The following is a 19,236-nucleotide window of genomic DNA, read 5'->3' on the forward strand; positions in this document are numbered from 1 at the left end:
GCCACGGCCTGCACTTCCTCGCGCTGACCGACGAGCGCGGCCGGCTGATCTGGATCTCCGCCGCCCGGCCCGGGCGCACGCACGACATCACCGCCGCCCGCCGTGACCACGTCCTCGAGCATCTGAGGGCCGCGGGCCTCGGTGCCCTGGCCGACCTGGGGTTCGTCGGGCTCGAGAAGGACAGCGACGACCCGGTGGTCGTCACCGGGTTCAAAGCCACCAGGGCCCGCAAGCTCACCGCCGGGCAGAAGCAGGCCAACCAGATCCTCGCAGCCGCACGAGCACCAGTGGAACACGGCTTCGCGCACCTGAAGAATTGGCGCATCCTGACCAGGCTGCGCACCGACCCGTCCCGCGCCACCAGCCTCCTGCGGGCCCTGCTGGTCCTCACGAACCTCGCAGTCGCCCGGTGACAGACGATCTACACTCATGACAGCCGCGCCCCACATGCACGAGCACGAACACGCTCGGTCACGCCACCCAACCTGAGCAGCACCAAATCGTTGGCGGATTCTCAATCATCACTGCCCACCTCTGCCGAGTCCGCCAGCGGCAGCAGGTACTCGATGGCCTTCATCGCCCAGTGCTGGACCAGCGGTCGCCCCAAAGGATCGTAGTCGTCGTGGAAGCGCATCTGATGGGTGATCGCCGCGTAGTCGGCGGGCTCATCGCACTCGATGCTGCCGCACTCAGACAAAGCGAGCACATCATCGGTCACGCAGCCCAGCACTGTGATCTCCAGCAAGCGGGGATTCCATGCCTTTTTGGAAGGCCGTACCCGCCATGTCTCGCCCGGAAGGAGCTTTCGAAGCCCTCGCGGAATCTTCTTGGCGGACTTGGGATAGTCGGTGGTACTCGCGAACACTCGGTTCGCCCCGTCGGCGTCGGACGACTCCCACAGGCCAGCGGAGAAACCCGCGAACTCGTTCGACGAGTCCGGATGCGGCGCGTACCACTGCGGAGACTCGTCTCGGCCGCTGTGATCCCGGACGAGAACCACGCGCAGGGCCGACCCGAAGGCCGCGATCCGCTGAGGCGGCGTGTCTCCGAAGATCAGCATGTCCCGTAGCAGGGCGGCATTGGCCAGGCCGGGGCACGCCAGGCGAATATTCCCACTGTTCAGCATCACGAGTGTCGGCCTCGACCGTACGCGATACAACACGGCCCTAAGATCCCGCTCCGCGTCACTCAACTCGTCGCCGACGGTGAACAGGTCCGTCTGGCTCGCCCACTCCTGATCTTCCGGCGCATCCGTCGATTCGGCCTCGACGATCACGCCCTTCGCCAATTGAACCAGGAAGTCTGGATAAGGCACCCAGCTGTTCCGGGAGCGGTCCCAGACCTGGACCGGGAGACGCTCCTTCGGACGTACCCGCACTGCGACCAGCCTCTCCCCAGGATGTCTCGTCGGGCCGTCCGAACGACGAGTGAGCAGCCAGATCCCGACGTACTGTAGATCCTCGGCCAGGTGCTTCCCGACTTTATGCGCGGGCAGCCGCACCGCTCCGAGTTGCCGGAATAGATCCAGCCAGATCATCGGCGCGCGGGTCGCCAGCGGTGTATCGGTGTCCTCGTCGATGAGAAGGAACTGGCTGACCCTGTCCACATCCGCCAGACCGAGACGGACAGCGAACTTCGGGTCCACGTCCTTGCGGAACCTCGCGGCGCTTCGAATCTCGACCAGCGCGGCGCCCCTGCGTCCCTCGGCGCCGCCGATCGAGCGGCCCACCAGGCCGCGCCGCTCGCGCAGTGCCTCCGCCAGTCGGCGTGAACGCGGTGTGTTCTTGCGATCTGGCAGCTTCAGCTCCTCCACGAGCGGGCCGGCGCCTCGGCCATGGACTCTGATCTTCAGTTCCTCGTCATCCCACTCCAATGCACCGTCGTCAGCTGTTCGGGCCGGTGGGAGGTCGAGAAGCTCGCGCAGTCCCAAAACGAGGCGCTCCATCGTCTGTTCAGACTGCCAGAGGACCTCCACATCGAGAGTCATACCGTCGAGCGCGTCTCTCAGCGCCTCACGTCGACACGTCACTCGGGCGGAACGCTGCGGGCCTTCATCGGTGACCTTAGAGGCCTTCGAAGCCAACCGAGGCTTCGACCTCCGGTTGACCAACCGCAGGTCCGGGACTCGGTGAAACTCAGGAGCAAGGAGCGCTTCAACCCACTCATCGAGTTCGCGACGCTCGACGGGCATCAATCCGGTGCCAATCTCGTGCTCACCGAGACCGTTGCTGAAGACCACTCCAGCCGCGATTCCGCCTCGACCCTCGATCCAAGCCTCGGGCTCTTCCAGCAGCCGAGCGGCCACAGGATAGGAACGCACCAGGTCGAATCGGGGCAACAACCCGACCGGACTGGCCTTTGTCCACCCGACCGCCCCAATCGATCTGTCGTAGGCGACCGTGTTTCGAACGAGCCGCATCCGGCGGGCAGCGGGTTCCCAGGGTGACGGAGTGTCGAGGAACACCGTGGCAGAGCGCCCGCGCAACTCGACAGGCGCCTTCGTCGCCCAGCGACGGATGCCGCTCACGACGTGGATGCGGAAAGGCGCGCTGAACGGCACCGAGTGCGTCGAGATCTTGATGAAGACTGAATACCGCCACTTGTGGTCCTTGGACGAGTATGACAACGGCGGCCAGCTCACGGCTTCCGCGCCCTGCTCGGCGCTGACGACGCGGAACCCGAGTCGCTCTAAGCCGCCGCCGAACGTGTTGGCTGCGAGCCGGAACGCGACTTGTTCCGGAAGCAGTGTGTAGAGCCGTCGGTCGGGGAGTTCGGTCCCGCCGTCGGACCGCGAGGCCGCAGTCAGGTCGACCGCCGTGGGCTCCCACGCGAGCGGCCTGTCGCCGACGGCGTCGAGCACGCGCTCGAGCTCGTCGGCGAGTTCGCCCTCGCGCTCGCGCGGCACCCATCCCATCACCCAGGTGTTGAGCAGCGCCAAGACGACCTCGGCCGGTACGGCATCCTGTGCGTAGAGCCAGGGAGCCGAGCCGTCGGACAGCGCACCTCGACCGATGGCGAGCACACCCGGAGCAGCCGCGTGGAGCAGGCCGTTGAGCGACCGGATCGGCAGACCGTACTCGGCGGCGGATGGCCGGCAGGCCTTGTAGAACTGTCCTAGCACCTCGTTGAGATCGGTAGCGAACGACAACACCTGGAACTCGGGTCGCCAGGGCGTGCCGGCCCTGTTCGGCACGTAAGCGGTTCGACGGATCGCGGAGTAGCGCATCATGGGGTCTGACTCCCTTTCTCAAGCTCGCGGAGGCAGCGTTCCAGCGCCTTCCAGAAGGGCGCGTAAAGCGCACGGACAATCCGGCGTTCGAACCGGGATACGGAGGCACCCCGTTCGAAGAACGGCCGGAGTACGTGCTCCATGCTGTAGAGCAGGCTCGTCTTGCGCGTATCCCGGATCGGGGACCGGGCCGCGGCGTTCGGGGCGAACGCGGCGTCCACGAAGACCACGCGGGCTCCGACCCCGCCGCGCACGAGCCGACCGATCACCTGCCAGATCAGGACCAGAAGGTCCCATGTCACCGAATCACGATCGTCCTTCAGGTTTCTCCAGGTCATATGGCGCGCCAGCAGGCGGAACCACTCTTTGCGGGCGGCCTTGCGGAACTCGCGTGCCCCGAGTGCCACCGTCGCTCCGCACTTCACCCACTCGCGAAACCCGGCGCTACGAGAATTGCGGACCGCCCACGCGTTGATGCCGTACACCGCGGGCATCAGATCGTCCGGGCGGGGATTGGGCTTGGCCAAGAACTGCACCGAACCGATCGCGGCACAGGTACGGGTCTCGTCAAGGATGTTGTGCCCGCGTTCGACCGCCAGCAACGGTGCGACGAGGATCTCCGCCCGGGTCCAAGCCAGCCTTTCCACGTCGCCCCGGCGCAGGGCAGCCGCATGGTGTTCGTCGGCGGGCGTCGCGGGATCGCTGTCCCGCACGAGGCAGACGACACTGTCGCGCCAGCGTGGATTCAGCGTGTGCAACGCGTCCGCGACGAATCTGGCCTCGTCATAGCTGCCGACCAGGAGCATGATGTGCCGCCGAGCCTCCGGCAACCGAAACAGCTCCCACTCCAGCCTGCTCAGGTCGCCGTCCTCAGGGGTGCCGAGGGCTACGGCGATGCGCCGCAGGATCTCCGGCCGCTCTTCGAGCTTGGACCCCGACACGGTCTGCGCAACGCCGTTGAGTACGACCGGCTGGAAGACCATCTCGCTTTCGTCGATGATCCGCTGAACATCCTCGCGAGGCGGTTCCAGCATGATCCCGACGGGGACGTTGATGTGGTACTTGTCGGACGCCCCAGCCCAACTGCTACCCGACATCAGCAGCACATTGGTGCCTGGGCGGCCGTCCACCATCGGCAGCGAAGGCAGCGCACGGAGCAGTTCCCTGCCCACACCGCTGTTCCAGAAGAACTGGAGCTCGCCGCTGGTGACGCCGTGGCGGTCCTGTGACGACGCGACGAACCGGAACCCCATCAGGTTTCCCATGGGCGCTTCCGGCACGATGGGCGCGTAGTCGGCGGGCCGTCGGTACATCGCGTTGAACCCGAGATCTAGCATCGAGGCGACTCGCGGCCACATCGCGTTGATCAGCGCGAGCCTCGGCTCGATCACCGACATGAGCAGCGTGAACTCGAACCGCTGCGGCAGCGTTCTGAGCCAGGCGATCCGCCGACGGGCTACGTCGTCACAACATCCGTCGGGCAGTTCGAACTCCTCGTCCAGCGCGTCTGCGACACTCAGGCAATCCGCCACGCCCAACTCGGCGAGCAGGCCCTTGAGATCGAAGAGCGCGGCGATGGCTTCGCGCAGACGACGCCGAGTGGTGCGCTGGTTGGCGGTGTGCAGCAGCTCACTGACGATTCCGATCAGAGCAGCCACGTCGGTCGCCGTCGCGGGGCGCAGCTCACCACGGTCGCCGAACGGGTTGTCGCGGAAGTCGTCGAGGATCTCGTGGAGCCTAGACTGGGCCTCGGCCTGGACCAGGGCCGCCAGATCGGCGACGCCCCCGGCCTCCGCCTTGGCGGCGAGCGGATAGCGCTCGGCCGCCAGTTGAAGCTGAAGATTCCACGCGTTGAAGTAGCCAACACGCACCCACGAGCGCAAATCACCTTGCGAGACCAGCATCGCGTACAGCCGGTCAGCGGCGAGTTCCACAGTGGTCAGCGCGGCGGACCAGTTCTCCGCCTGATGGTTCGAGAGCTGCTTGCGGCCGCTGCTCGGCAGCTCGCGGCTCTTATGCTGGATCACCGCGTCCAGGAACGAGGGTTCACCGCCGTCGCTGATCAGCGTGACCGTGGGCGCGAACATCTCGTCCAGTTGCATCTGAACGCGATCCGCCTCGTCGACGATGACGAGGTCGCTGAGCCGGGCGGCGAGTTCGAGATACCGGATCTTTTCAGCATTCTGCGGCCATGGCACCGGGGTAGAGACGAGGCTGGCCGGTGTGGCGACCCAGATTTTCGCGCCGATGAGTTCCCTCGGGCCATGGTGGCGTGGGCAACGCGACCAGAAGGGGCAGGCCTTACGATACTGCGACACTCGCGGCTTGCCATCGTGGCCTGGCTCGCGACGCGGGCTGAGCCGTGTACAGGGCGCTTCGCCGTAGGGGATAGGGGATTCGAGGATACCGCCGCCGATGATTCGACGGCTGGGAAGTGCGCTCACAGCACAAGCCGTGCTCAGGTAGGCGAACCCCGGATCGTCATGAAGCAGCACATTCGCTTGGCCACGTCCCAGCAGTCTGTTGTGCAGGCGATACGCGTGCTCCTCCCGTCCCGAGGATCCGATGATCGGCGCAGCTTGCCTACAGGTATACAGGTTGTAGAGCTCCACCAGCTTGAGCTGCTCCGCCACGTCGCCGACAACGACGGTGACGCGAGACCCCTGATTCGCCATGTGTACGGCGATCACATCACGGAGCGTGCTCTTTCCCGCACCGACGATCCCGAGCAGGTGCTGGATGCCGTCAATAGTGATCCTCTGCCGTCGCATCCGCCGGAACGTGCGTTTGTGGCGCGTAAGCACTCTAATATCGACGAGACGTTGTGCCCATCGCTGATAATGCAACGAATCCATCTCGGCCGCCGTGCGCACCAGCTCGTTCCAGGTGAAGCTCAGTGGAGCCCCGGCACCAGGCGGCAGCGCGTCCAACTCATGGCAGGCGATCGGCAGCGACTCGATCTCCGGGAGCGTCACTTCGGCCATGTCCCGGCCGAGCGGAAAAGTGTAGATTCCAGCCTTCGCCACCGGTTGCTTCTGTCCGGCGAACTTCGGTGCTCTCCGCAACAGGTCCGCGTAGCTTGACCATCGTTCCGCGATGGCGATGGACACGTTTTTCGGTCGTGCGGGGTGCTCGACGTTCGGGACATCGTATGCCCGGAGCGGCGCGTCGAACTTTCTGTACTCGTCCAGCACATCGCGCCATGCGCTCCGGCTGCGGAGCTTCCACAAGCTGTGCCGCACGACGTCGAGCCGAAGCCGCTCGGTCTCGAAAGGCAAGCCGTACCAGGCGGCCCGGTAAGGGAAACCGCTGAACAGCACCCAAGCGTCCTCGACAGCGGCCTCGGGCATCAGCACGGACTGCACGTACAAGCCGAATTCGACCTCGCACATCGTCTGCAGCCGTGCTCTTCGCGCCTGCGGCGACTCACGCCTCCGCTCGGCTTGCAACATCCAGATCTCCACGACATCTTCCAGCGCCGCTTCCACGCTACGCATGCCGCACCGCCTCTTCGCCCTCGCCGCCACCGGTGCCGCCAACGAGCAGGGCGGCGAACTCTTCGTCGGTCATGACCGCGGCGGAGCTTCCCGCTGGAACAGCCGACTGCAAGGCTCGGCGATAGCGCAGATGGCGGGCCATTGTCCGCGACGGCACGACCACAAGAGCGGACGGCTCCGCCTCGAAGAGCAGCTTCAGCTCTTCGGCCAGCAGTGCAGGCTGGACCCGATCGAAGATGCGCACCGACCGGGAGCCCTCGGAGAACTGAATCGCGTAGGTACCGGAAGCTCCGTGCGCCACCATCGTCAGGCCGGCCTCCTGCCCCAGGGCCCGCAGAGCGTGCGCGATTCTTGTCGGCGCCACGTGAAAGGCCCGCAACGGCTCCACGAGCACCAAGGCGTCCTGCGCGTCGTGCGCATCGCCGACTTCTCCGAGTCCCGGGCATTCCCCGCTCTCGCACCACGCGATCCGCACGTCATCGTCGCTACGTGCCGGAAGTCGGCACTCCGGGCAGACGTGGAGTCTTCCGCTCTGGACCAACAGGTCAGCCGGAGACCGATAAAGATGCATGATATGACGCCACGTCACCGCGGTCCGTGCTGTCGCGGCGAAATTCAGGGTCTGCTGTACGGTCACTACCGGCCGGTTAGCCATGAAGTCGGCGCATCGTGCGTAGTTGGATTCAGACAGCTCCAGCTTCTGCAGTGTTCTGAGCGCCTCTCGCTCCCATCCGCCTTCGAAGCCAGCGGAGGCCACTTCGATGCAGGTACGGGTGGGCATCCCCGACGCTCCATCGACGAGGACGTCGGAGGAGAGCACTCCGAGTGTGTCCACGTTGAACGGCAGTTCGCCGACAGGGTACTCACGTGTCCATCGCAGCAGTTCGGGCACGCTCGTGGGCGCGGGCCCACCACTGAGCAGGCACGACGCGACGATCTTGTCGTAGACGGATTGCATGGCCACGGAGTACGGCACTATCGACGCAGTCTTATCACGGTATGCGAGAGTCAGCACTCCCCGGGCCAGCTCGCGCAGCAATGATCCGGCTTCCCGGTCGAGCATCACCGTGCGTCCCCGCTGATCGCATCGCACTGCTGCCGGGACGGGCACCACCGTGCCACTTCGCAAGCGGAGCAGTGGGCCCCCGGCGTGGCGATGAACAAGTCGTCCTCGCGCCACGGAGCAACCAGCCGGCGCACGACGTCGCGTGCGGCCTGGCGTGTCCCGGGCGAGAACGGGTCGAGCGTGATCAGGTCCGCTCCTCCCGGTCGCAGCACTTCGAGTTCCACCCTGCTCCGGGCGGGTGAGCCGTCGAGCGCTCCTCGGCCGAGGAGCTCCAGGCCCAGGGCCAACTGCGGGTAGTCCCAGAGCAAATCCTGAAATCGACGGCGACGTGCTGATGTCTTTACCTCACGCCAGACCCACGAGTCCCCGTCCCGGTAGAGCAGGTCAGGCTGCACCAGCACCCGGGACGATGCTTCTTCGTCCAGATAGACGAGCGAAGGCTCGACTCGCACGTCCTCCGACGACTCGACATACAGCATCGGGCAGACCTCGGCATGGAATCGCAGAAGCTCGGAACCCAGAACATGCTGGTCGTCAGCGAGGGCGTAGTTGCCGAGCCAGACATCGGGGACCACCAGTCCGCAGGCATTATGGGGTACAGTCTTGTGGCAAGCGGCCAGGTAGTCGTGCACTGCGCGGCCGCGCTCCGCAGAGGCGTTGCGCTCGACCGCCTCGTCGACGGGCAGCATGCTCGCACGCAGGTAGCTGCGGGCTGGGCACTCCCGATACGAACGGGCACTCGTCGGCGACCACGTTCGCAGCGGTCGGTCCCGGGCCTGAACCCCCAGCAGCCCGCCGATCTTCGGCACAGCCGGACACACGGCTGTGAACCGGCACGACCTGCAGGCCCTGCCGGGGCTGTACTCACCACCGTCCACAGCGGTCGACAGCACGTCCAAGGCTTCGGCGTTGAAGAGCACCCTCGCCTCTTCGGGAGTTCCGTCGAACAGCGGAGTCGGGTCGGGCCGTCCATCGAGGAACCCGAACTCGACGACGCGCACCCGCCGCGGGGTCGGACCCGGCTGCGACCACGCCGTGACGAAGGCCGCCATCGCCCGCTCGGCCGCACTGTGCCGACGCCGTCGCCGGTTCCCCAGGCTGTTGGACGGCCAACGGAACTCCCGGTAGGATCCGTCGATCGATTGCAGACATCGGCCCCACAATGTGAGGCGGTACATGCGCGCGCCACGACGGTCAGGGCGTCTGAGCGTCCATTCAAGAGACCACGGCGCTTCCGCCGGGATCAACGGCACCTCGTCGGCAACGGCCGGGAACGCTTCGAGATACGTCGCCGCGGCGTGGCGCGTCCAGGCTTCAACTCCTTCGTGCGCCCTGCTCTGACGGGATTCCGCCATTCGGGGGCTGTGAGCACTCCCGGTATCGCGCCGATCAAGTTCCTCCATGATGAATCCGTTGGTGAAGTCATCGAATAATTCTCGTTGCGTACGTTTCATCGGGTACAGTCGTCGTGCCCGCATGGCGTTGCTCATCGGGCAGTTGTAGTCCCCCTCGCCCAGCATCGAGAGGGAGACCGTGATCTGGCGGCCCTCTCCTCGCAATCCTGAAGGTGCGGTCCATTCAGACATGGGATATCTCTTTCCTGAAGAAGTTCTCGAAAATAGATTTCGCCTTCAGAAGTACCTGGGCGGAGGTGGGCAAGGTGAGGTGATCGTCGCGTGGGACGAGCTTGAGGAGCATAAGGTAGCGATCAAATTTCAGTTCCCACGCAATCTCGAGAGGAGCCTCACCTTCTGGGAGGATGGCAAGCCCATCCGCGACGAAGCCGTCTTCGGAGAGACCCTCTCCGGGATCCGAGGCATTCCACGTGTACTCCATCGCAGCCCCGTGGACGCGCCGCGTGCCTATTTCGTCATGGAATTTGTGGAAGGCTTGACCCTCACCCAGTACATCGCCGCGCACCGGCCGATCGGTGAACGCACGGCGGCATCGGTGATCGGTCAGCTCTGCGAAATCCTCGACACGGTGCACGGTCGGGGATACGTACACCGGGACGTCAAGCCCGATAACGTCATCATTGCGACGTCTGGCGAGGTATGGCTCATCGACATCGGGGCGGCGACGCCGATCGGCGAGCGGGCGCACCAACGTGCTGGAACCCGAGGCTATGCCGCGCCGGAGCAATACGACAAGGACGCCGTGCTCACCGCGTCGGCCGACATTTTCGGCCTTGGATCCGTACTGCTGGGAATGTGCCTCCCCTCGCAGCCCTTCTTCGACCTCGAGACCAGGCCGCAACCAGGTGACCAGCCCTATTCCGATCGGATTCCGATCAACATGCCGAAGACGCTGCGTGAACTCGGGTTTGAGATGATCGCCGTCAATCCGTCCGACCGTCCGTCCACGATGCGCGAAGTACATGAGCGGCTGTACCCGTCGCTCCCGCTGAAGGGAAGTGCGCCGCCCTCGAAAGTGACGACCCCGGACCCCACCACGTGGTACCGCTTGGGGCGGAGCACCTTGTTCTAGGGCCGCCGGCATCACGCCTCCAAGCGCCGTCGTGCGTCGGATACCTGGTCTACGAGCTCGGCAGCGCCGTCGATCGACGAGGCCGCTTCGGCTGCTCGGGTCAGCACGGCATCGACGAGGCTGTGTCGGCCGAGCGAGCCTGCGACCTCCGCCATCGACAGCAGCGCCCGAACCTCGTTGCGTTCGTACTCGTATTCGCGGTAGACCGCGGCCGCGGCCGCGAACTCGTCCAGCGCACTCGGCAGATCCCCCGCTTCGCGGTGGATACGTCCGGACAGGGAGATGATCCCGGCGAGCCCGTTCCCGTCGGCCGTCCGCTCGGCGACGGCTCTCGCTTCGTCGCAGTGCGATCGTGCGGCGACCAGATCGCGCTTGCCCCGGTAGACCTCGGCGAGAGAGCCCAGGGCACCGGCTTCGCTCACCACGGCACCGCGTTCGCGGAACAGCGTCACGGCCGCGGAGATCAGGGCGATGGCCTCGTCCCATTCGGCGCACTCACCGTGCACGATCCCGAGGCCGTGCCTGTTCTCGGCTTCACCCCAGCAACCGGCGCTTCCGTCGACGATGGCGCCGGCCCGATACATCCATGACTTGGCAAGATCGAAGTCTTGCATCCTGAGTCGGGTTCCAGCTAGCATCCGGCACACCATCGCTTGGTCGCCGGGATCTGCGACACGCTCTGCTGCGTCCCATGCGAGGGTCAGATAGCGGACAGCGTCCGCATACCGACTCTTACGCCACTGATAGGTAACCAGCGTCATCGGCAGAAGCCACAGGTAGCGATAGAGCCCCAAGCGTTCGGCCTGGCGGATCGCGGCGGTGATGGTGTCGTACTCCGTGGAAAGCCATCTCATCGCCTCGCCGGCAGACGTGGTCACCACCGTCTCGATACCGTCGGCCTCCCCCACCGGAAGGTTCCGGTCAGGAACAAGAACCTGATCGCAGGCCCACGCGTTGTGGAGAAGAAAGTCGAAAACGTGCGCTCGCGCGAGATCCCTGGCCGCAGCCGGCTGCTCATCCGCGATTTTCAAGGCGCACTCCCGGAGCACGTCATGCAGTGCGTACCGCGACAGCGCTGGCTCACCAAGCAGATGCCTCGACTCCAGCTCCTGCCGGGCTCGACGGACCTCGTCGGTGCCGTCCCCGGCCAGCCAGTCGAGCGCCTGGGCGCTGATCGTGGGCCCCGGATGGAGTGCGAGCCGCCAGAGCAAGTCCTTCGCCGCTTCGGAAAGCCGGTCGATCGAGATCGCGAACGCGGCGGGAACGCTCGCGCCGCGACCGAGGTCCAACGGGTTCAGGCGCGTTCGCGGCTCACGGAACGCATCGCGAACCTCGCGCGCGGCCCCTGGCTTGCGGGCCCTGATCGACGCGCCCACGATGCTCAGGGCCAAGGGCAGCCCGCCGCAGTACGAAGCGATCTCCTTGAGTAAGAAGCCGGTACTGCGCACATGATCGTCTCCTACCCGCGAGCTCAACAGCTCGACGGCCGCCACGTCATCGAGTGGACCGACCTCGATCGCCTGTGCGCCTTCGTGAACGAGAAGTCCGTCGAGTCGATCACGGCTTGTGACGATCGTGGCGCAGAAGCCGTTTCCCGGCAGCAGGGGACGGACGTGATCCGCGTCTGCGGCATTGTCGAGAATGCACAGCACTCGCCGACCGGCCAATTCCGACCTCATCGCCTCGGAGAGACGGCCCGGCGATCTCTCAGCTGCGCCAGTGATCCCCAGCTGTTCAAAGAACCCGGCAAGCACCTCGTCGGCGGCAGCGGGCGGAACGTCGGAGAACCCTCGAAGATCGCTGTAGAGAACACCGTCCGGAAACTCGTCGAGATGCGTGACCGCCCAGCGCAGAGCAAGTACGGTTTTACCGACGCCCGGCTGGCCACGCAGCACGACGATCCCGTGAGGCGGGGCTTCCTCCGGGCTCAGCAGCGCCGCCGAGATTTCCTCCAGTTCGGACGCGCGGCCGACCAGGTTTGCGGGATGCGGAGGAATTTGCTGCGGCACTGGCCTCGGACACGTGATACGACCGATGTCGGTACCCGCAACGCGCAGCGCGGCGGCGGGCAAGGCCTTTGTCGTTCCAGACGTTTCGTAGCGCTCGACATCGGGTCGCAGCAATTCCCAAGCCTCGCCGCTGCCGAACCAGCCGTCTCGAATGTCCTCGAGCTTGGCCCGACACTCTTCTCGGCTCCCGAACTCCACCTCGTCGCGGAGGTATTGAAGCAGGGAGCTTCGAAACTCCGCGACAAGCAAGCGACGCTCCCTGCCGAACTCTGTATCCATGAGGTCGGCCAGCGGAGCCCCCTCCCAGATCTCGACGGCGGATCTGAGTGCCGACAGCCGCTCAGGGCCTTCCAGGGATTGCGCTCGACTCACCAAATCGCGAAACCGGTAGAGGTCGACACTCTGCGGGTCAATGAGAAGAGCGCAGCTCATCGCACTGTTCCTCTGCAAGGTGTGCTCCGGCATCCGGCTCCTCAGCTGGCGATAAATTCCTCGGATCAGAGTCGGGTCCGACACTTGCTTGTTGGGCCAGAGCTGTCGCGCAATCACATCGTGTGCCGCAACGAATCCAGAGGAAGTCACCATCGAGGCCACCAGGGCCCTCTCCTTAGGCCCCACGATGGCGAGTCCTCCTGGCATCACGACACGCACGGGGCCAAGGATCCTGATATCCACCAACTCTATCCTCCTTCAGAGCGGTTCTGGGGTAGGCATGTCCACAAGGCACAGCATGACATGGGGAACGGAGATGCCGACTCACGTTTGACACACGTCTACGAGCTTGCAGATTGTCAGGCAGACCGCATACTGATAGAGCCGAGGGTGGTGATCCGGATCCACCGGAGGCGAACCATTGCAAGATCCAATGTCCTGAGTGATTCAACAGCTGAAATGGACTGAATAATGCCTGTACCCCGCGGACCGAAACCGCAACGTTCGTTCCCGCCGCACAAGGACAAGCGGAAGACGTGGGACGAGACACCCACCCACCGCCAGACCAAGCCGACCACAACGGACGGGAGGAAGGCGCAGCCGTAGTCGAAAGCAGCCGGAACGGGCGTCGGCTGGTCGAGCCTCATATCACGCGGTCCAACCGCCCCCGTTCCGGAATCCACGGATGCGGACCCTTCGGGTGCTGATAATTCGGTTCGAGAGGGATACCGGCCCAGAGGGATGGCTGCCATCGGCCGGGACCGTTTGGTCACCGACCGCGAGCCATCATTTCGCGGCGGGCTTCACGGTATGTACTCAGATCGTTGTTGTAGCGCCTTTCTCTGGCTCGGAATGCATCCTTACCGCCCTCGAGAATCTCCTGGATGTCTTCGCGCACGGGGTCGATCTCTATCGGCCCCGCGTGCACAATTCGGCGCGTGGCGTCGGTCTCGTCGGCGCTGTCCCGGATATGGATACTGGTGCCGTCGTTGTCCATGACGATGACTTGTTCGGCGTCGCCGTTGACCGGGATGTTGGCGTTGTGGGTCACGATGATGACCTGTCGGTCCCAGCGGCTCTTTCGGATCTCTGGGACGATCAAGTTAGTGATCAGCGCGGTGTCGAGGTCGTCCTCAGGCTGGTCCAGGATCAGCGGTTCGGTGCCGTAGTTCAGTACGAAACTCAGCATGGCGGCGCTCCGTTGGCCGGCGGATCCAGTGGTGACTGGTTGCCATGCGGACTCGTCGGTGATGTCGCGCCCGGATCGCAGAAAGTACATCGTCACGGTGTCGTCCGCCAGGAGAGTTGCGAGCCGAATCCGAACGGCCTCGTCGGTCTCCCGGAGCCGCTTCCACCACTTCGCGTGGCAGTGCACTGCAGCTTCGATGTCCTGGTAGGCATTGGTGGTTAAGGCAGAGCGCCACAGTGCGAGTCTGGCTGGGAGCTCGGTGTCGCTGGAGTTCCACAGCCACGCGGCCACCGCCGCCACTTCCTCTCCGAAGGTTTCCCCGCGCAGGTTAAGCAGCGCGCGGACTTCGCGTACCCATCCGTCGGCGTTCCGGTGCTCCCCAGTCACGAACCGCAGCGACCCTGACTTCTGCTGGATCTCGTTAATCAGCCTTGATCTCTGGGACCTACGCCACACGTACAATTGGTCCAGCGCTGCCCACGCGGCCTGTTCGTCGCGCTGCCGGTCGCCAAGGGCTTTGAGACGGTTGCGGGTGTCGGCCAGGGCCTTCTCGGTATTGCCGAGGTCGTCGCGGAGCTGCAGGTACATCGTGGGATCGATGCCAAGCTGCGCCAGCCGAGCCTGAAAGCTAAGGATCTCATCCTCGGCGTGTTCAACCTCGCTGCTCCACGAGCCTGCCTGCTGCGCTGTCCGGGCTGTCTCGATCTCGGTCCGTGCCTCGGCCAGCGCGGCGGACATCGCAGACACCAGCGTCGACCGGATCGCCTGCAGACGGGTGTAGTGCTCGACAAGTGCTGGATGCTCATCGGTCGCATAGCCCGCAAGGTCGACTCCAGTAAGCCGCGCGGTGGCGCTCTGCTCCAGCGCCGGAATCGCGTCAAGCAGTTCGGCCGTACGGTGCGCGAGCGCCTGGTGGTGGTTGACAACCTGCTCGTTGCGCTGCCGCTCCTTCTGCGACGCGGGGTCGCCGAACGCATCGACCTGCCGTTCAAGCTCTGCCTTGCGGGCCTTGAGTTCGGGCTCCCGCTCGGCGAGTGCCTGCAGTTCCTTGACGACGGACACTGCGGCGCGGCAGGAGTTCTCGGCGGTCTTCAGCTGCGCGGACCACCCGGCTGGATGGTCATGCGATCCCTCTTCGAGGCGGAGCGCATCGTCGACGAGCTTCAACAAGTAGCGCGAGGCCGCCTGGGGGTCGTTCCGATCGCTGGTGGTCCGCTCGTAGAGTTCCTTCTGGTTGAAGACACGCACGGCGTACGCGGTCGGCAGTGCCTGCCCGCCGCGTACAGTGCGAGAACCGGTCCCGTGTGTCCAGACGGCCTCCTGCAGGTCCCGCGAGATCGGCAGGTGGTGCTGTCCCCGGATCTCAGCTTCCCCGAATACCTGCCTGGAGAACTGCCGTGCGTCAACAGCAACGGCTTCGGGCAAATCCTCGAGCTTTCCGTAGAGATGGCGGATGGCTGCCACGACCGTCGACTTGCCCGCGCCGCGGCCGCCGATGATTACGTTGAGTCTCGGTTCCAGAGAGAGCGTCAGGGGCTCGCCCGAGTTTCCGATTGTGCCCTGGATCGTCAATCCCTCGATCCACGGATGCTGCACAAGGTTGGGGTTCGAGCTGGCGGCCAGACGCGCGTCGCTGTCGGCGAGGATGCGAGCCTCGAAGTCGAGTGAGGCCTGGCGTAGCGCCTCCAGCGAAGGCGTGGCCATGCGGATCCAGCTGAATCTCGAGCCGATCTTGTCCAGCGAGTATCCGTCGGAGGTGTGGATGAAGGCCAGGCGCTTCAAACACGGGTAGTCGTCCAGGCGGCGGCTGCGGAACTTCGCGTTATGTGAGTCCTTGTCCGCGGATGGCTTCTCCGGCTTCTGCGCCTTGGACCCGCAACCGGAGCCGCCGGGGTCGAGGGCAGCAAGGCGCTCGTGATGCAGGGCTTTCCATTTGAGGGTGCCGCGCAGCGTTTTCCCCGAGGCGATCCCGTTGTCCCCGAGTGCGTGGGGCGCCAGCGCGAACCAGTTGTCATCCAGGTCGGACAGGATGTCGACGGCGCTGCGAGGCGATGGCGCCGGATCACCGGTGAGGGGGTCGAAGCGTGGGTGATCGTTATCGTCGAATCCGCACACCTTGGCCAGCAGCAGATCGATGTCCCGCTCGCAGCGGTCCAGATCCCCGATGAGGACTAGGTGCACGCCGTCCGATCCTGAGCCGGTGGTCACTTCGACGCCCGGGAACACGGCGATGCCGGCTCGGTCTCCGGCCGCGCGCATGACCTCCAGCCATGCCGCCGTGTGGTGGTCCGCGACGGCGATCACCTCGATCCCGCGCTCCGCGAGGTGCTCCATGTACACGTTCGCGAAGTCAGCCCGATCAGCTGGCTTGTCTCGAAAGTTGAAGGTCATGCCTGGCAGAAGACGAAAGTCTCGCCAGGCGGGCGTGGCGACTTGAAGATCACATTTGTACCAACGAGACGTCGCAACCACCGCTTCCGAGCCGCTGCGGCATCAGCGACATGTGGGACACAGAGCACCGCTGTGACAGTATGCCGTGGGAAGACCCCAGCGCGCAGGCGAATTGGCGGAGGGCCCTCTTACGTGCGCTATTGCCGCTGAATGTTCCTCAGACGCCAAGGGAGCGCTGGATCCGGGGCCGTTGGGCACCTGTCTGGACGCCGCGCAGCTTCGTAGACTTAACGCCCTGGTGTCGGTCCACTGTCTGACCCGCGCCGAGTTTGGTCCCTAAGCCCTCGGTTGGCGCAGGTCAACCGGATCGACTTAACGTCTGGGGAAGCCAATATCCGTGGACCGAATACGGTGCGGTTCCCTTCCGTTCAGACTGGGCGCTATGCCACGTTCGAGTTCCTAAGATCAACTCACGGGGCGGGTTAGCTCTGGGGTGTTGTCCAGGGCCAGTGTGGGGGAAGGGTCCCGGGAGACGGCTGCCTGGAGCATGGATGGTCCTCGCCCGTCAGTCCGGACAGCGCGATAGCGATCTCGTGAAGCGTGGCGCGGATGTAGGTGGTGGTTGCCGGGCCACGGCTGTCGAGGTGGCCACCGTAGGCGCGTGCCACGCCGTAGCCGTAGCGGCGCTCTACCCAAGTCAGTGTGGTGTGGCGCAACCAGTGCGTGGAGATGCCTTGCGCTGCAACCCAGGGGAGTCGGTCACCGACGCGCTTCCAGAGATGGTCGTAGCGGCGAGTCGTGAGCGGGGTGGCGTCCAGATAACGCAGCAGTGGCTTGGTGGTGGGCTGACCGCTGCCGCGTTCGGCGCGGTGCTGAAGTAGCGCTTGCATGAGGCTGGGGCTGACTGGCTGCCAACGAACTGCGTCGCGCTTCTCCTTGAGGCGGATCAGATCCCACTCGGGATCGAGGTCGATCTCCCGCAGGGCGATGGCGCCGCCACGTCGGCACGCGGTCTCGACGTGCAGGCGGATGAGGAGGCAATCGAGTCCCACGTCGTTACCGCTGCTGGCGACGGCGTCGTTGATCGCGGCTAGTTCGTCCGGACTGAGAGCTCGGCGGGTGGTCTCGGGACGCTGTGGCTTTGGCACGCGTGCCGCGGGGTTTCGGCTGGCCACGATGAGATTGTCGGCCTCTGCCCGACTGTAGATCGCGCGCATGGCGCGCAAGAGGTGTTCCCGGCTGCTGCTCCCGCCCCGGTCAGTACGGCGGAGAACCCTGTCGCTAATGGTTTGCTGAATCAGGGCCTCGATGTCTGTTGCCGTGACCTCGTCGAGGCGGCGTTCACCGAGTGCGTCGACGATCCGCGTCCAATAGCTCCCATAGGTTCTGCGGGCACCGCTTCCGGATGCCTCGATGACGCGCGGCAAGTAGCCGGCGATCGTGGGCGTTGGACGATCGTCGTGCTGCAGGTCTTCAAGGCTGAGCCCGAGTTCCGCAACAAGGCGCCTGACAGCCTTGGCGTTCTCGGCGGTGCTCATGCCGCAGCTCCCATGTCGAGAGTGCAGTTGAGGAGGTGTTTCATTGGCCGGGTGGTCGAGGGTTCGAGCAGAGGGTGCGGTTCGCCGGTTAAGGCGCTCAGCGCCTCGGCGACCTCGGGCAGACGCGCTCGGATGAAGGTGGCTGTCGGGGCGCTGGCGGTGTCGGTATGACCCGCGTACGCGCGAGCTGTCGCGTAGCCAAAGCGCCGCTCGACCCAAGTGATGGTGGTGTGTCTCAGCCAGTGCGCGGAGACGCCGTGTTCAGCGGCCCACGGCAAAAGGCTGCGAATCCGGTTCCACAGGGCGTCATAGTGTCGAGGGCTCACGGGTGTGTGGTCGAGCCGACGCAGCAAGGCGTCCCGACCTCGTACGGCTCCGCGGCCACGTGCGTGGCGGTCGAGTGCTGCGGCAAGAGTCGGGCTGATGGGTTGCCAGCGGATCGTCTGGCCCTTCTCTCGAAGCCGCACCAGACACCAGCGGATGTCCAAGTCCGCGAGCCGCAGACCCAGGGCTCCGGATCGACGGCATGCAGTCTCGAGATGAAGTCTGATGATCAGACAGTCCAAAGCCGGATCCCTGCTACCAGCTGCTACGACCGCGTTGATGTCGGCGACCTCGCGCGGCGTTAGGCCACGGCGGGTGGTGGGCTTCCGGCGAGGCAGCGGGAGCTGAGCGGCCGGGTTGTGCCGGTGTTCGACCCAGCCGTCCTGTTCAGCCATCTTGAACAGTGCCCGCATGGCGCGAACACTTTGCTCGCCGGCATAGCGGCCATTGCGACTGGAGGCACGCACGGCTGCGCGCTTGACCGCTTCCCGCTGCAAGATTGCTATGTCTAGCGTGGTGATCTTGTCGATTGGTGTTCGACCCAGCGAACCACACGCGCGGTGCCAGACCGGCACATAGGCCTTCTTCTGATGCGGGCTACAGGCGGCGATCGCGCGCGGCAGAAAGCCTTCGAGCGTTGGCGCCGATCCGATGCCGGCTGTCGTGAGTCGGTCAGACATGAAGCACCTCGAAGTGGTCGGCGAGATGCTGGCGAATCCACTCAACGACGACCGGCGCCGAATACACAAGCAGGACGTTGATCTCGGTGCTGGCGGCAAGGAGCACGCGGTCTCCAGCCTCGATGCCGAGCAGCGTACGGCAACCGCGCGGCAGGGCGAACTGATCCCGGCTATCCACGTGAATGCTGCCGTACGGCGCAGGCCAAAGTGCGGCGGTCTGGTCAGCGATGCGGAGGTCGAGGGCTTCGCCGGCACGCCAACCGAGCGCGCGGAGCAGCGTCTTCTCGCGGACGCGTCCAGATGCATCGATCGCCGCGACTCCGATCCGAGCCGGTCCCAACTTCGGAAACAGCGCCGTCGTGCTGGGCTTGGGCGGCAAGGGGGTGGTGGGCAG

Annotated in this window: 11 protein-coding genes; 2 read left to right on the forward strand and 9 right to left on the reverse strand. The window is 65.2% G+C overall.

Annotation, left to right across the window (positions count from 1 at the left end; translation table 11 throughout):
- The coding region (locus KDL01_RS26805) for a transposase family protein (RefSeq protein ID WP_212531389.1) at positions 1 to 413 on the forward strand (413 nt) is incomplete at its 5' end.
- A gap of 101 nt (positions 414 to 514) precedes the next feature.
- Here KDL01_RS26805 and KDL01_RS26810 read toward each other — a convergent pair.
- Genes KDL01_RS26810 through KDL01_RS26825 form a run of 4 tightly spaced genes read right to left on the reverse strand, consistent with a single transcriptional unit; the run spans position 515 to position 9,378 of the window.
- The gene (locus tag KDL01_RS26810) at positions 515 to 3,229 is read right to left on the reverse strand and encodes a pPIWI_RE module domain-containing protein (protein ID WP_212531390.1); all 2,715 of its coding nucleotides are present in this window, start codon (positions 3,227 to 3,229) and stop codon (positions 515 to 517) included.
- The gene (locus tag KDL01_RS26815) at positions 3,226 to 6,726 is read right to left on the reverse strand and encodes a pPIWI_RE_Z domain-containing protein (RefSeq protein ID WP_212531391.1); all 3,501 of its coding nucleotides are present in this window, start codon (positions 6,724 to 6,726) and stop codon (positions 3,226 to 3,228) included. Before KDL01_RS26815 ends, KDL01_RS26810 begins: the two co-directional genes overlap by 4 nt.
- Entirely contained in the window at positions 6,719 to 7,789 is a 1,071-nt protein-coding gene (locus KDL01_RS26820) for a pPIWI_RE_Y domain-containing protein (protein ID WP_212531392.1), read from the reverse strand. The genes KDL01_RS26815 and KDL01_RS26820 overlap by 8 nt, the downstream gene beginning before the upstream one ends.
- Positions 7,789 to 9,378: a PD-(D/E)XK nuclease family protein gene (locus KDL01_RS26825; RefSeq protein ID WP_212531393.1), complete on the reverse strand. Its 1,590-nt coding sequence runs from the start codon at positions 9,376 to 9,378 to the stop codon at positions 7,789 to 7,791. Before KDL01_RS26825 ends, KDL01_RS26820 begins: the two co-directional genes overlap by 1 nt.
- Here KDL01_RS26825 and KDL01_RS26830 point away from each other — a divergent pair.
- Positions 9,377 to 10,279 carry a serine/threonine-protein kinase gene (locus KDL01_RS26830; protein WP_212531394.1) on the forward strand — a complete coding sequence of 301 codons (903 nt, stop codon included), beginning with the start codon at positions 9,377 to 9,379 and terminating at the stop codon, positions 10,277 to 10,279. The two genes, KDL01_RS26825 and KDL01_RS26830, sit on opposite strands and share 2 nt — an antisense overlap.
- 11 nt (positions 10,280 to 10,290) lie before the next feature.
- On the opposite strand, the gene KDL01_RS26835 is transcribed toward KDL01_RS26830, so the two are convergent.
- From KDL01_RS26835 to KDL01_RS26855, 5 genes are all read right to left on the reverse strand, one after another.
- Positions 10,291 to 12,963, reverse strand: a complete 2,673-nt coding sequence (locus KDL01_RS26835) for an AfsR/SARP family transcriptional regulator (RefSeq protein WP_212531395.1) — start codon at positions 12,961 to 12,963, stop codon at positions 10,291 to 10,293.
- A 526-nt stretch (positions 12,964 to 13,489) separates the two neighbouring features.
- Positions 13,490 to 16,381, reverse strand: coding sequence for a TrlF family AAA-like ATPase (locus tag KDL01_RS26840; protein ID WP_368861656.1), 2,892 nt, complete (start codon positions 16,379 to 16,381; stop codon positions 13,490 to 13,492).
- A gap of 401 nt (positions 16,382 to 16,782) precedes the next feature.
- Complete coding sequence (locus KDL01_RS26845) at positions 16,783 to 17,838, reverse strand: tyrosine-type recombinase/integrase (RefSeq protein ID WP_212531397.1); 1,056 nt, start codon at positions 17,836 to 17,838, stop codon at positions 16,783 to 16,785.
- Positions 17,835 to 18,842, reverse strand: coding sequence for a tyrosine-type recombinase/integrase (locus KDL01_RS26850; protein WP_212531398.1), 1,008 nt, complete (start codon positions 18,840 to 18,842; stop codon positions 17,835 to 17,837). Before KDL01_RS26850 ends, KDL01_RS26845 begins: the two co-directional genes overlap by 4 nt.
- On the reverse strand, positions 18,835 to 19,236 hold a 402-nt coding region (locus tag KDL01_RS26855; protein WP_212531399.1), incomplete at its 5' end, for a hypothetical protein. The genes KDL01_RS26850 and KDL01_RS26855, both read right to left, overlap by 8 nt.

The organism is Actinospica durhamensis (genome assembly GCF_018139695.1).
Classification (GTDB): domain Bacteria; phylum Actinomycetota; class Actinomycetes; order Streptomycetales; family Catenulisporaceae; genus Actinospica; species Actinospica durhamensis.